Origin of the sequence: Pedobacter sp. V48, assembly GCF_000523515.1 — a bacterium.
Classification (GTDB): Bacteria; Bacteroidota; Bacteroidia; order Sphingobacteriales; family Sphingobacteriaceae; genus Pedobacter.
This window is the reverse complement of sequence record NZ_AWRU01000004.1, coordinates 1-13,354: the sequence shown is the minus strand read 5'-3', so window position 1 is coordinate 13,354 and position 13,354 is coordinate 1. Positions and strand designations below refer to the sequence as shown.

The 13,354-nt window shown below is 38.4% G+C and carries 13 protein-coding genes and 1 pseudogene; 6 read left to right on the top strand and 8 right to left on the bottom strand.

Annotated elements, in window-relative coordinates:
- Position 1 precedes the first annotated feature (1 nt).
- The 3 genes from truA (at position 2) to N824_RS03135 (ending at position 3,117) form a co-directional block, all read left to right on the top strand.
- Positions 2–811, top strand: coding sequence for a tRNA pseudouridine(38-40) synthase TruA (gene truA, locus N824_RS03145; RefSeq protein WP_048903700.1), 810 nt, complete (start codon positions 2–4; stop codon positions 809–811).
- A gap of 86 nt (positions 812–897) precedes the next feature.
- Complete coding sequence (locus N824_RS03140; RefSeq protein WP_048903699.1) at positions 898–1,353, top strand: DoxX family protein; 456 nt, start codon at positions 898–900, stop codon at positions 1,351–1,353.
- Between the two features lie 54 nt (positions 1,354–1,407).
- Positions 1,408–3,117: a M28 family peptidase gene (locus N824_RS03135; RefSeq protein ID WP_052334043.1), complete on the top strand. Its 1,710-nt coding sequence runs from the start codon at positions 1,408–1,410 to the stop codon at positions 3,115–3,117.
- On the opposite strand, the gene N824_RS03130 is transcribed toward N824_RS03135, so the two are convergent.
- Genes N824_RS03130 through N824_RS03115 form a run of 4 tightly spaced genes read right to left on the bottom strand, consistent with a single transcriptional unit; the run spans position 3,100 to position 6,371 of the window.
- The gene (locus N824_RS03130; protein ID WP_048903698.1) at positions 3,100–3,606 is read right to left on the bottom strand and encodes a shikimate kinase; all 507 of its coding nucleotides are present in this window, start codon (positions 3,604–3,606) and stop codon (positions 3,100–3,102) included. The genes N824_RS03135 and N824_RS03130 overlap by 18 nt on opposite strands.
- 2 nt (positions 3,607–3,608) lie before the next feature.
- On the bottom strand, positions 3,609–4,664 hold the full coding sequence (locus N824_RS03125) for an ABC transporter permease (protein WP_048903697.1): 1,056 nt from the start codon (positions 4,662–4,664) through the stop codon (positions 3,609–3,611).
- Positions 4,665–4,666: 2 nt separating this feature from the next.
- Positions 4,667–5,818 (bottom strand): BT_3928 family protein, encoded by a 1,152-nt coding sequence (locus tag N824_RS03120; RefSeq protein ID WP_048903696.1) that lies wholly within the window; start codon positions 5,816–5,818, stop codon positions 4,667–4,669.
- A 10-nt stretch (positions 5,819–5,828) separates the two neighbouring features.
- Positions 5,829–6,371, bottom strand: a complete 543-nt coding sequence (locus N824_RS03115) for a DUF1599 domain-containing protein (RefSeq protein ID WP_048903695.1) — start codon at positions 6,369–6,371, stop codon at positions 5,829–5,831.
- 93 nt (positions 6,372–6,464) lie between these two features.
- Between N824_RS03115 and folP the strand changes: the two genes are divergently transcribed.
- The gene (gene folP, locus N824_RS03110; protein ID WP_048903694.1) at positions 6,465–7,322 is read left to right on the top strand and encodes a dihydropteroate synthase; all 858 of its coding nucleotides are present in this window, start codon (positions 6,465–6,467) and stop codon (positions 7,320–7,322) included.
- 20 nt (positions 7,323–7,342) lie between these two features.
- On the top strand, positions 7,343–8,134 hold the full coding sequence (cdaA, locus tag N824_RS03105; protein ID WP_048903693.1) for a diadenylate cyclase CdaA: 792 nt from the start codon (positions 7,343–7,345) through the stop codon (positions 8,132–8,134).
- A 239-nt stretch (positions 8,135–8,373) separates the two neighbouring features.
- Here the strand turns inward: cdaA and N824_RS03100 are convergent, their stop codons facing one another.
- Positions 8,374–9,342: a FecR family protein gene (locus N824_RS03100; protein ID WP_048903692.1), complete on the bottom strand. Its 969-nt coding sequence runs from the start codon at positions 9,340–9,342 to the stop codon at positions 8,374–8,376.
- Between the two features lie 21 nt (positions 9,343–9,363).
- Entirely contained in the window at positions 9,364–10,560 is a 1,197-nt protein-coding gene (locus N824_RS03095; RefSeq protein ID WP_052334042.1) for a DUF4185 domain-containing protein, read from the bottom strand.
- Between the two features lie 66 nt (positions 10,561–10,626).
- Between N824_RS03095 and N824_RS03090 the strand changes: the two genes are divergently transcribed.
- Positions 10,627–12,225: a glycoside hydrolase gene (locus tag N824_RS03090; protein WP_048903691.1), complete on the top strand. Its 1,599-nt coding sequence runs from the start codon at positions 10,627–10,629 to the stop codon at positions 12,223–12,225.
- Positions 12,226–12,293: 68 nt separating this feature from the next.
- Here the strand turns inward: N824_RS03090 and N824_RS03085 are convergent, their stop codons facing one another.
- Both N824_RS03085 and N824_RS34000 read right to left on the bottom strand, forming a co-directional pair.
- Entirely contained in the window at positions 12,294–13,130 is an 837-nt protein-coding gene (locus N824_RS03085) for an IS3 family transposase (RefSeq protein WP_152542344.1), read from the bottom strand.
- A gap of 2 nt (positions 13,131–13,132) precedes the next feature.
- Positions 13,133–13,354 (bottom strand): annotated as a pseudogene (locus tag N824_RS34000) (hypothetical protein); the annotation flags it as partial.

The window sequence follows — 13,354 nt, the reverse complement described above, 5'->3', positions numbered from 1 at the left end:
ATTGAGATACTTTGTTCACATTGGTTATAACGGCTTACACTATAACGGCTGGCAAAAACAACCCGGAGTACTGAACGTACAAGGTGTGCTTGAGAAAGCACTTACTCAGGTATTAAAAACCCCCGTATTTATTATCGGTTGCGGACGTACCGATGCACATGTACATGCCAGTCAGTTCTTTTTTCACATGGATATAGAACAGGCATGGGATTTCGATCTCCTATTCAGGTTAAATAAGCTTTTGCCTGCAAATATTGCCATATTTGATATCATTGCAATGGATGGTTTGCAACATGCCCGGTTTGACGCAGTACAAAGGTCGTACGACTACTTTATCCACACCTATAAAGATCCTTTTCTGAGTGGCCTCAGTTCCTTTTATTTGCTTGAAGATCTTCATTTTGATAAAATGAAACAGGCCGTTGAAATACTTCCAAATTATAAGGATTACAGATCCTTTTGTACCAGCCCTGACAAATATGAACACACCATCTGTAATGTCATGTCTGCAAATCTGGCTATAGACTCCACCGGGGAAAAGTTACGCTTCCAAATCTCTTCAAATCGCTTCCTAAGCAAGATGATCAGGATTATCATGGGCCAGCTTTTAAAAATTGGAAAAGGAATTCTAAGTGTAGACGAGTTTGAAAGTTACCTGATCACAAAGCAAACTCCTGCATTAATTACACCAGCCCATCCTCAAGGATTATACCTGTCAAAAGTGACCTATCCATATTTAAATTTACCTCCCAGAACCGCTTTTTCGTCTATACTTCAGAAGCAAACAGACCTTTCCTGGAAAACATTATAATATATTGATTGTTAATATCTTGCTATTGATTATTTAACCGGAATTAGTTAGCTTTAATAGACCATTATAAAATAGGAGGCATTATCATGACTGTTATTCAAAAAATCGAGCGTTGGGGCGATCTACATCATGCCAAATGGCTAGACATCATCCGTATTGCTTTAGGTATTCTCATTTTTAGTAAAGGCATTGCAATAGTTAGCAACACTGCTGTGCTTCAAGATCTATTATTACAGAATAATGTATTTGGTTTTTCTGGAATGATGGCAAGCGTAGCCGTTCACATTGTGGGATTTGTACATCTGGTTGGAGGTCTTCTAATTGCTATAGGCCTGCTTACACGATTTGCATCTGTGATACAGATTCCAATACTATTGTGTGCTGTTTTTTTCGTCAACCTATCACATGGCTTTTCAGCATTGAATTCTGAATTGTGGCTTTCAATTATTGTACTGCTGTTATTAGTTTTATTTTGGGTTATTGGTTCTGGCCCCTATTCAGTAGATTACTCTATGAAAAAGAGACAAGATATTAATAGATAGATAACCCTAGAACGATTCTGCGATTCTTAGTATATTTCGGCATATTTTATATGCATGAAAAAACTGCTGCTTGCCGGATTAATATTATATACTTCGCATAGTTTTGCGCAAGACCCTACGTCATCCTATTTCGACCTTACCCGCAACGGGTTCAGTGAAAAGAACGCCTTTGAAACCACAGCTTTTGTGGAACAGCATTGGCGTTTGCCTGGCAATAAGGGTTTTAACAAGAGCATTTATTATGTAGAAGGGCTATTAAAAAAAGCGGGCTTTGTAGCGGAACAAAAAGATGAATCGGAAGCCTTATTAACCTACCGGATCGAAAAACGTCCGATGATGCAAAATACATGGGAACCTATTAATGCCACAGTAGGCATTGAAGGTGAGCATGAACCGCTATTAGAGTTTAAAACAAATCGCAACATGATTACGATAAACTCTTCTTCAACACCTACAGGAGGTATTACTGCCGAGGTGATTTACGTAAATCCAGCAGATATCAGCTCAATAGATGATAAGGACATTAAAGGCAAAATTGTATTTTCCGAGATTGGAACAGGGAGGTTATTCAATGTTGCCATCAATGCAGGAGCGCTGGGAGTTTTAGGATTCGCAATGCCTGATTATACCCAACCGGAGAAATATCAAACCTCTATTCAATTTTCAGGAATCAATAACCCTGATGGTAAGGGCTGGGCCATCAACCTTTCATACAAGGCCAAAGAGCGCTTAAAGAAAGCAATAGCAAAAGGTCCCGTTAAACTAAATGTTACCGTAGCAACAAATACTTATTCTTCAGAAGAATTAACCATAATTGCTAACATAAAAGGAAATACTAAGCCTAATGAGCGTTTTGTATACAGCGCTCATGTGCAGGAACCAGGCGCAAATGACAATGCATCGGGAGTAGGTACGTTAGCTGAAATGGCAAGACTTACTGCCTCACTGGTAAAATCCGGGAAACTTACCCCTCAAAGAACCCTAACCTTTTTATGGGGTGATGAAATTGTTTCTACCCAGCGATACATCAAAGAGAATAACGAAAGAGCAGAGGGAATTATGTGGGGAATGAGCCTGGATATGGTTGGAGAAAACACAGAGAAAACCGGAGGATCTTTCCTTATAGAAAAAATGCCCGATCCATCCGCTATATGGACCAGAGGTACAGATAAACATTCAGAATGGGGATCTGGTGATGTAAAGGAGGAAGATTTTTTTCCTCATTACTACAATGATCTGGTTATGAAAATCTGTAATGACCAGGGCAAGTATGCAAACTGGAAGGTTAACTATAATCCTTTTGAGGGCGGCAGTGACCATACGCCTTTCTTGAAAAGCAAAATCCCAGGTTTATTAATGTGGCATTTTACCGATGTTTTTTACCATACTGATAATGACCGGCTAGACAAAGTATCTGCAACAACGATGAAAAACGTTGGAATCAGCGCCCTAACCACTGCTTACACACTGGTAACTGCCGATGAGAACACCGCATTATTTACCGTTAATGAAGTAAAAGCGGCTGCTTTAATTCGATTAAAAACTGAATATAACCTAAGCAAACAAGCCATTATTAACGGAAAGTCTACTATCCAGCAGGAAAAGCACATCATATCAACCTGGGGAAAATACTATACTGATGCCCTGTCAACTGTTTCTTCAATCCCCGTAAAAGCAGAAACAACAAGAGTAGGTTCAGCAATTAAATTTGCCGTTCTGGAAGTAGAAAAACAAACCAAACAGTATTTAGATGATCTGAGATAATTGCTCCAATGCTTTATCTGGTGTGAGGTTTATTCCATCAACACTTAAAATAGCACGTTTATAGAAACGGTTCCTTTCTGCCAACCTGGTTTCAATAAAATCAATCAGCTGCTCATGATTCATATCTTTAATTAAAGGACGTTTTTCTTTACCTTTTTCCAATCTCTTAGCCAGGGCAATTGGGGGCATTTCGACATACATGGTAACCCCATTGTCGTTCATCCATTCCATATTATCAAAATAACATGGAGCACCTCCACCGGTTGCTACTACACAGTTTGCAGGGTAATCATGCTCTTTCAACAATTTACTTTCCAATGTTCTAAAAGCATCTTCTCCATTAGCGGCAAAATAATCTCCGATATTGGAACCCACCTTGTCTTCCAATACATGGTCCAGATCTATAAAATCGTAACCCAATTTAGCGGCTAATTTTTTACCTAAAGTACTTTTGCCGCAACCCATAAATCCAATCAGGAATATCTTCATTCTTAAGCCAGCTTTACCCTTGGATCAACAAAGGCATATAAAATATCTACAAAAATATTAATTACTACAAAAACAAAGGCAATAAAAAGTATGGAGCCCATAACTACCGGAAAATCCGACATCTCCAGAGCAGTTACAGTAGTGCGCCCTAAACCATTATAACCAAAAATATATTCTACAAAAAACGAACCAGCCAGCAAGGAAGCAAACCATCCCGAAATAGCGGTGATAACAGGATTTAGGGCATTTCTAAGTGCATGCTTGTAAATTATTGCATTTCTCCCTAATCCCTTTGCCCGTGCAGTTCTGATGTAATCCTGCGCAAGAACATCTAACATCGCACTGCGCGTTAACTGTACAATAATTGCCAGTGGCCTTAAACCGAGGGTTACCATCGGCAACCACAGATTTTTCCAGGTAGTTACCTCACCCTCAAAAGGATCATAGCTATATAAACTGCCAGACATATTTAACCCGGTATAATCACTAAGCACAAAGCCAAAAAACCAGGCAATAATAATCCCGGCAAAAAAGGACGGCGCAGATATACCCAAAATTGCAAAAGCATTTGCAGTTTTATCAATCCAGCTATCTTTATGAACGGCCGACAGTACCCCTAGAAAAACACCTATGATAGTGGCAAATATCATGGCCGTAAACGCCAAAATAAAGGTATTGGGAACCGTCTCAGTAAGAATAGTGGTTACATCACGTTTAGTTTGATAGGAGCGCCTTAAGTAAGGCCATTTAAGCGCAACAACATCATTACCAACAGAAAACAATTTCACATAGTGGTACTTGTCCTTGGTTTCCTTATCATTATCATGGAGCCCTAGTGGCGATAGGTCATTTAAATAAAGGAAGAATTGTACCGGTCTTGACCTATCTAAACCAAATTCTTTGCGCACAGCCTCTAAAGATTGCACATCAGAACGTTGTCCTAAAGTCATCCTTGCAGGGTCTCCCGGCAATACATTAAATAATACAAACACGACTACAATTACGCCTGCCATAACGGCAAATCCATATATGAATTTTTTAAAAGCGTATTGTAACATGATTATTTAGCAAAATACATTTTAGTAAGTTCGTCAAAAGAAGGGACATTATTATAATGCCATTTATTAATAACAACCCCATTTTTTAGTAGAAGCACACCTGGGTTTGCCCTTACCATACTTTTTAAAGGCACGGCATCAGCATAGAAAACTTCACTAAACAGTTTCATTCTTTTGCTGTAGGCATCTGCATCTTGTGCTGAACTGGAGGTTAACATTATAGACCTGATATTAAATTGTTCCGTTGCATTCAATGCCAACGCATTCAACTTAGCTATACCTTCCTCGTTGGAGTCTTTTAAATTATAAGCTACAATTACCAGATTGTAATACGGGTTTTCTATGAGCTCTTTTGTATAATCTGTACCAGAAGCATCAGTTATTTGCAAATCTTTAATTTTAGGTTCATAACCTTTTTTAATCAGCTTGCTTTCCGGCTCACCAATAATTTCCCAGTTATCATCCTTCCATATCTCTGTTTTCAGATAATCTTTATCACTCATCACCTTGGTTTCACCTGTCTCCTTATTCTTCATGTTGTACATGATTAAATACTCATCAGGCGTTCCTCCCGCAGGTATTTTCATCAAATCAGGCAAGCTAGCCCCAACTTTATAAGGCAGAAAATCCAGTATTGGCAATCTGCTATAGGTGAACTGACTAAACATTAATGAAAAGGTAAGTACAATAGCAAATAAAGCACTTTGCCATCTGGCACTTTCAGTAACCGGATTAATCCTATCCCTGTTTTTGAATAGGTAAATGATCATTCCCAATAAAACCAGGTCTTTAGTAAAGGATTGCCAAGGTGTTAAAGGAATGGCATCTCCAAAGCATCCGCATGAGGTTACTACTTTAAACGCTGCCGAAACAAAGGTTAAAAATGTAAAGAAAATAATAACCACCAATAAACCAGTAGTTACCTGTTTGCGCCAAAAGCCAAAAAGTAGTAAAGCCCCCAGTACAATTTCAAATACACAAAGCAATATGGCGATTCCAGTAGCCATACCACTAAGAAATGGCATATGGAACACTTCGAAGTACTCCTGCAATTTATAACCAAATCCAAGCGGATCATTGGCTTTTATTAACCCTGAAAATATAAAAAGGATACCAACAAATATCCTGAAAAAGTTTAATGCAGCTTTCTTCATTGTTTACCAGCTATTTTACGCCCAACTTAATTAAAGCAAAAACAGCATAATTTAGCATATCCTGATAATTTGCATTTACACCCTCGGAGGCCAGGGTATGCCCCGAATTGTCTTCTATTTGTTTTACCCTTAAAATTTTCATTAAAATCAGATCTGTTAAAGAGCTAATCCGCATGTCTCTCCAAGCTTCACCATAATCGTGATTTTTGGCAAACATTAGTTCTTTGGTCTCATTTACCTTCTCATCAAAAAGCTTCTCTACTCTTTCTACCCCAAGCTCATATGGATCATCTTCTCCAAGTTCAAGTTGCATCATGGCAATTGCACAATAATTAATAATTCCTATATACTCAGAAACGACGTCTTCTCCTACTTTGGATACTTTCTTTTCTTCGAGCGTGCGGATTCGCTGTGCTTTAATGAAGATCTGGTCTGTTATGGAAGCCGGCCTTAATATTCGCCATGCTGTTCCATAGTCGTTTGTTTTCTTTAAAAAAAGCGATTTGCAAACCGCAATTACCGAGTCAAATTCTTGTGAAGTGTTTGTTGCCAAAACGATTAAAATAATAAGTTTACATCCGTTTTAATACAGTATCCTAATTGAGTAAAATCATTTAAAGATTTTATCTAAGTTTGTATTCAAACAATGGCTAAAGATACATTTTTAAACCGAAAGACTACACTAAACGTCAAAGGCAAACTGACGGATATCAGTGCTCCATGTGTAATGGGCATCCTAAATCTGACCCCAGACTCCTTTTACAATCAAAGCAGAGCCGGCTCTTTAGACGAGGCACTACAAAGAACGGAAGCCTTTCTGAAAGATGGAGCTAAGTTTATAGATATAGGAGCATACTCCTCTCGTCCGGGTGCAGCAGAAGTGAGTCCAGACGAAGAGTTAAAAAGGATAGTTCCGGTTGTAGAGGCTATCACAAAAAAGTTACCTGAGGCAATCATTTCTATAGACACTTTTAGAGCAAGGGTAGCAAAAGAAAGCATAGAGGCCGGCGCGCATATCATAAATGATATCGCTTCGGGCGACATGGATGAAGCCATGTTTGAAACAGTTGCTGCACTTCAGGTTCCATACATTATGATGCATATGAAGGGAACCCCACAAACCATGCAACAACAAACGGAATATAAAGATCTTGCATTAGACATAACGGATTATTTCTCACTTAAACTTGCTGAACTACAGAAACTGGGGATAAAGGATATCATTTTAGATCCCGGGTTTGGTTTTGCAAAAACTTTAGATCAGAATTATCAGCTGCTAAATCAACTTCAGGACTTTAACATTTTTGAACTTCCCTTACTTGTGGGCTTTTCCAGAAAATCTATGATCTACAAATTTCTGGGTTTAACCCCGCAGGAAGCTCTTAACGGAACCTCCGTACTGAATACTATAGCGCTATTAAAAGGCGCAAGCATATTACGTGTTCACGATGTAAAAGCTGCAGTAGAGTGTATAGCTTTAGTTCAAAAGACGCAGCAACAATAAAAATCCATAACTTGGCAGTGATGAAAGGCTTAGAATTCGATTTCTTAAAGGTAACAATTACAGATGCGGTAGACATTATTCTTGTCGCTTTAATTATCTATTACATCTACAACCTGATTAAGAACACCCTCGCAGTAAACCTGTTGTTAGGTATGGTAATCATACTGGTAATACACTGGGTCGTAGATGCATTAAAGATGAATTTACTATCCACCATCATTAACCAATTCATGAGTGTGGGGATAATAGCCCTCATCGTTATTTTCCAACCAGAGATCAGGCGCTTCTTATTACTCATCGGGAAAAACACTTTCCTACAGCAAAACAAAGCCTGGTGGGGCTATTTGTTTGGAAGTAAAAACATTGAGCGCGACAATTTAGTAAGGATAAAACCTATCATTGATGCCTGCAAAAGCATGAAAAAATCCAGAACAGGTGCGCTAATTGTATTTGTAAAGTTTTACGACGACCAGCTTTTCGCCAACAGTTGCGAGCTCATAGATTCAAAAATATCAAAACGTTTACTGGAAAGCATCTTTCAAAAATATAGCCCGCTCCATGATGGAGCCGTTGTTATTGCAGAAAACAAAATTAAAAGTGCAAGTTGTATCCTCCCTTTAACTGATAATGATAAATTACCACCTCAATTTGGTCTTCGTCATAGGGCCGGAATTGGCATATCCGAAACTACAGATGCCGTTGCGGTAATCGTTTCAGAAGAAACCGGAGAGATTGCCTATGCTAAACAAGGCCGTGTAAGAATGAACGTATCTTTTGGAGAGTTAGAGAAACTTCTAAATAAAGATTTTTAAATTAAGTGATGTTCATAGGCTCGAAAAAATTGCACTAAAGGGCAAAAATAGTTCTTAAGCCTCAGGCACTGAATTTAAGGGAAATAGCATGGCAATCTCCCTGCTTATGTTAATATGAAGTGATGATAATTAATACTGCCTGTTCATCTGGCAAAAGAAAGATAGCCCCCTGCTTTCCTTAAAAATCACCTTCTTCAATGAGGCCTGGGCGCTGTTGCTTTTCGCAACAGATGCCAGACTTAGCGAAGAACGGTTATTTTTCTCCCCTTTATTTTAAACCTTACAAAACCTGTATTCTCTAAAGATTTTAAAGTAGAGGAAATGTTGTCAAACCTTGAAACAGATAAACTAAATAATTCCTTACGTGCATTTTCGTTGACGTAAATTATTTCAACATTGTACCATCTGCAAATACTTTTCATTATAGTTTCCAGGCTTTCATCTTCAAATAAGAAGAGCCCGTTTTTCCATGCAACTGCTTCCTTGGTATTTGCAGGAATGATTTCCAAATTGCCTTTTTTATTTATAGACTGCTGGCCTGACTTTATGATATTATCGGAATTAATTTTGCCCATTCCCTCCAACAGGGTAGTTTTTATCGCCTCATCATTAGGATAGCTGCTGATGTTAAATCGCCCCGCCTCAACCTCAACACGCTGCTTTCCAGAAAATACTACAAATGGCGTATTGGCAATCTGAGCAATCTCAAAATAAGCTTCACCCCTTAGCTCTACTTTACGCTCAGCACCTGGATCAAATGATGCCGGATAAGTTAATTTAGATGCTGCATTTAACCACACCTTAGTACCATCTGGCAAACGAACCTGATATTGGCCGCCTAAGGGAGTCTCAAGATGATTAACACCTACATTTTTGACCGTATCAGAACTAAGCGCACTTTCATGAACAGCATAAGTAATTTGTCCGCTGCCTGTTCTTACAATGCTTGCTCCCGACTCCTCAGCCAGAATTCCATTTGGCGCTTCATCAAGACTGATCTTTTTACCGCTGGCCAAAGTTAATATTGCCCTGCTGCTGCCTGCATGAATGTCTCTCTTAGCAAACCTGTTTTCTTTTAAGGGTTTTGGATGATGGTTATAAAAAGTTGCTCCAATTGCACACGCTATTAACGCCAAACAGGCTATCGCCAAATATCTAAATGCCCATCTGTCGTAAAATATTGGTTTCTTTTCTGGTTCTTCACTCATTTTTACACTTCCTTTTCAGTTTTAGTTAAATTTTATCTTAATGAACCGGGGCCTGTACAATTGAGGATCCGTTTCAAGATCTTTAAAGAAATCAAAAGAATTAACATTATAACTAATTAAAAGTTCTCCTTTTTCAGATAAACTTGGATGCGCTTTAGCATTATAAGAGAAATAACTTTTCTTTATTAACGCATCAGAACTATCCCACAATTTTATTATCGGCCCAAAAGGCCCGATAGGGCTTTTCCCTAAACGCATCCCTACATCTCTTCCCATGCCACCCTGCTGAAAAATTAAAGCATATCTCCCATCTGGCAATACTGATAGGCTAAGCTCATTTGAAACCTGATCTGTTATTGCTTCAGCCTTCTTAATATCGGCATTCCATGCGGCTCCATCCCAGAAATTCCACTTAGCGAAATCATCAAATTCGTTAGGTTTTACCCTTGCTACGAGCAATTTTTTGGCCATCCCTTTTACACCATAAACGTAAACATACCCGTCAGGTTTAGGTGCACCGGCTTTGGTTGTGTTCACGAATATACCCGCACCAAATGAGCCCATTTCCTTTTCAGTTTCATTACTGCTTAAATAAAATGGAGTGTCTTTCTGTTCAAAGGTTTTATAGGGAGGTTCTTCTTTTTCTGCTATTTTGATTAGTGTATTACCTACCTCCGAAAAGCCAAAAGCACCATCACTAACCTGTTTCACTCTGTAACCAAAAATATAGATGGCATTATTTTGCTCCTGATTTACAAAACCATCTCCAAGCCAATAATAATCTGTAGGGCCTGTTAGGGGAGTTTTTGGTATAAAGACAGTTTCCGGGTTATCCGTCTGATCGTTTTTCCAGAAAAACGTTATGTTATCCTTTACAGCTTTTGTACCTTTTAATATCGCTATGCTATTATGGATCATTTTAGCTCCCGGCTCCATTTTAGCATCTTTAATATTACCGATCATACTATCGCTAAAAATAAAGAGTGTTTTCTTAGCTTCCGATTTACCTGATTCTACCCCATTTAATGGAATAGTATAGATACCATCACCGCCAAACCATCCATTATTTCTTGCAAATAAATTTGTCCACTCTGGGGCCTCAGTTGCCGTAAACTTTATATTCGTCAAATCCTGAGCACCGGAATTGCTAAAAGAGCCAGCCAAGCAGCATAACAAAACGATTTTTTTTATGCCTGAGGTAAATCTAAGTCTATTCATCAGGCATAAATATATTAAAAGTAGAGTTATATGTATATTAAGCCGTCAATTATTAATATTGTATCTATGAAAATTAAGCTACTCCTTTCCAGTGTCTTTATTAGGAAAATTACCCTTTGCACTTTTCTTTTAGCCAGTACCCTAAGTTCATTCTCGCAAAATCAGAAACCAATTAAATTTACCCTTCTGCTCAACAAAACCGTACAACAAATACACAACATAGGCGGGTCTGGTTGCTGGTATACTGAGGAAATTGGCAAGCAATGGCCATTGGCTGAAAAACAACACATTGCAAAATTGTTATTTAGCAGGGAATTTGAAAAAGATGGTAAGCCAAAGGGTATCGGCTTATCTGCATGGCGATTTAACATTGGCGGGGGGACTGCTGAACAAGGCGACAGCAGTGGAATTGCTGATCCTTCACGCAGAGTAGAGTGTTTTTTATCTCCAGATGGAACTTACGACTGGAGCAAACAACAAGGATACACCTGGATGTTACGGCAGGCAAAAAATTATGGAGTAAAAGACTTGATTGCATTTGTAAACAGCCCTCCAGTACAATTTAACAAGAATGGCCGTGGCTATAAGTCACAAAAAGATGGCTCTACAAATTTAAAGCCCGATAAATATGATGCTTATGCAAACTTCCTGACCGAAGTAATAAAACATTATGATAAAGAGGGTCTTCGTTTTAACTACATAAGCCCAATAAATGAGCCCCAATGGGATTGGCTAAAGCAATCTAACCAGGAAGGCAGTCCATGGACAAATGAAGAAATGTATCAAACCATTAAATCTTTAAATATCAGTTTACAGAAACAAAAGCTTAGTACAAAGATCCTGACAACCGAAGCCGGTCAGCTTGATTACTTATATGCAGACAAGGGACGTACATCCCGCCAGATAGACAGCTTCTGGAATCCAAAAAGCCCGTTATACATAGGTGGTTTTAGCAATAGCACAAAGTTTGTTGAAGGCCATGGATACTTTACTGAAAACGGTGACAGTACGCTAATAAACACAAGAAAATCTTTAAGAGATACTTTAAAGAAATATAATGGTCTGGAATATTGGCAATCAGAATACTCCATGCTTGGCGATGGTTATAAAGATAAGATCGCAGGTAAGCCAAGCGAGATGGACCATGCATTGTTCCTTGCAAAGGTAATTAACCATGATTTTACCGTAGGAGATGCGTCTGCATGGCACTTCTGGAATGCATATGAGCCTGGGAATCCATTAAATCCACGTTACTTCCTTATTGCATTAAATCCGCACAGAGCAAGCAAACCTGAAAGCAAGTACACCATAACTAAAAACCTGTGGGCATTGGGACATTACAGTCTTTTTATCCGCCCTGGTATGGTTCGTATAGAAACACAAAGAAGCGACAGCTTAAATGACATGGAGGTTGCCCAGCAGGTAATGGTTTCTGCATTTAAAGAACCGAAAGGAAAAAGTCTTGTGATAAATGTAATTAACTACACAGGTGAAACTAAAAAAACTGATTTTGTATTGAAAGGGCTACTTAAAGGACAGGCTTTAAAGCTTAAAAAGCATTATATAACTTCTGAAAAGCAGGGTGACAATATTCGCCCTTACCCAATTGGAGATACTGCCTTACCTCCACGTTCTATAAGCACCTTTATATTTTCTGCTCTTTAAATAATATAAACGCAAAAAGAGGGAGCCTTCATTTGAAGTGCACCCCAAAAGTTGGACAAAATTAAAAATTAATTATTAATGTGATGAGCTCGATATTTAATCGGGCTCATTCCTTTTAGATTGAGTTTGATTCGATCGTTGTTATAATATTCGATGTAGTTCTTTATATCCTTTTTAAGTTCCTCAATCTGGTAGTACTTCTTAAGATAGAATAATTCAGATTTTATGATGCCAAAGAAATTCTCAATAATGGCATTATCCAGGCAATTTCCCTTTCTAGACATGCTCTGCCTAATACCTTTGTTTTTCAGTAATCGCTGATATTGCTTCATCTGGTATTGCCATCCCTGATCAGAGTGTAAGATTAGGTTTGTATTGCTACTGATCTTTTTGAAGGCATCTTTCATCATCTGGGATACCTGCTCAAAATTTGGGGATTCAGACAAGTTATAGCTGATGATTTCCCCATTAAATAATTCTATGATTGGAGATAGATAAAGTTTTTTATCGCCCACTTTGAATTCTGTTATGTCGGTTGCCCACTTCTGGCAAGGCTGTGTTGAAGTAAAGTCCTGTTTTAATAGATTTGGTGCAATTTTACCTATCTCGCCTTTATAGGATCTGTATTTCTTTCTTCTAATCAATGATTTCAGTCCTAATGTACTCATCAGTTTCAAAACTGTTTTATGATTGATAATACAACCCCCATTCTTCATCTCCATGGTAATCCTTCTATAGCCATACCTCCCTTGGTGACGATGATAAATCTTCTTTATTTGATCTTGGGAAGCATCATGTTTTCTCAGTACTGATTTTGTTTTTAAGTGATAATAATAACTGCTTCTGGCCATTTTTAATATATCCAATAATAGTCCTAATGGATATTTATGCCTTAACTCCTCTATGGCTAACGCTTTTTCTTTTGAGCTAAGGCATCGAGCTTTTTTAGCAACTCATTCTCCGCTCTGAGATATAAGTTCTCCTTTTCAAGCTCTTCTAGCCTGGTTAACGGTTTTGGGGGAGTTTTTGGGGGCTTGTTTTTTTTCATCGTTTTTCGGCCTCTCTGTTGAGCATTTAAGCCATTCTCACCCAAACGCWTTAACCAGGCTAGAAGAGCTTGAAAAGGAGA

Excerpts from the sequence above, each read along its gene's own strand:
- N824_RS03140 (WP_048903699.1), top strand. The coding sequence starts at position 898 with ATGACTGTTATTCAAAAAATCGAGCGTTGGGGCGATCTACATCATGCC.
- N824_RS03135 (WP_052334043.1), top strand. The coding sequence starts at position 1,408 with ATGAAAAAACTGCTGCTTGCCGGATTAATATTATATACTTCGCATAGT.
- N824_RS03130 (WP_048903698.1), bottom strand. The coding sequence starts at position 3,606 with ATGAAGATATTCCTGATTGGATTTATGGGTTGCGGCAAAAGTACTTTA.
- N824_RS03125 (WP_048903697.1), bottom strand. The coding sequence starts at position 4,664 with ATGTTACAATACGCTTTTAAAAAATTCATATATGGATTTGCCGTTATG.
- N824_RS03120 (WP_048903696.1), bottom strand. The coding sequence starts at position 5,818 with ATGAAGAAAGCTGCATTAAACTTTTTCAGGATATTTGTTGGTATCCTT.
- folP (WP_048903694.1), top strand. The coding sequence starts at position 6,465 with ATGGCTAAAGATACATTTTTAAACCGAAAGACTACACTAAACGTCAAA.
- cdaA (WP_048903693.1), top strand. The coding sequence starts at position 7,343 with ATGAAAGGCTTAGAATTCGATTTCTTAAAGGTAACAATTACAGATGCG.
- N824_RS03100 (WP_048903692.1), bottom strand. The coding sequence starts at position 9,342 with ATGAGTGAAGAACCAGAAAAGAAACCAATATTTTACGACAGATGGGCA.
- N824_RS03095 (WP_052334042.1), bottom strand. The coding sequence starts at position 10,560 with ATGAATAGACTTAGATTTACCTCAGGCATAAAAAAAATCGTTTTGTTA.
- N824_RS03090 (WP_048903691.1), top strand. The coding sequence starts at position 10,627 with ATGAAAATTAAGCTACTCCTTTCCAGTGTCTTTATTAGGAAAATTACC.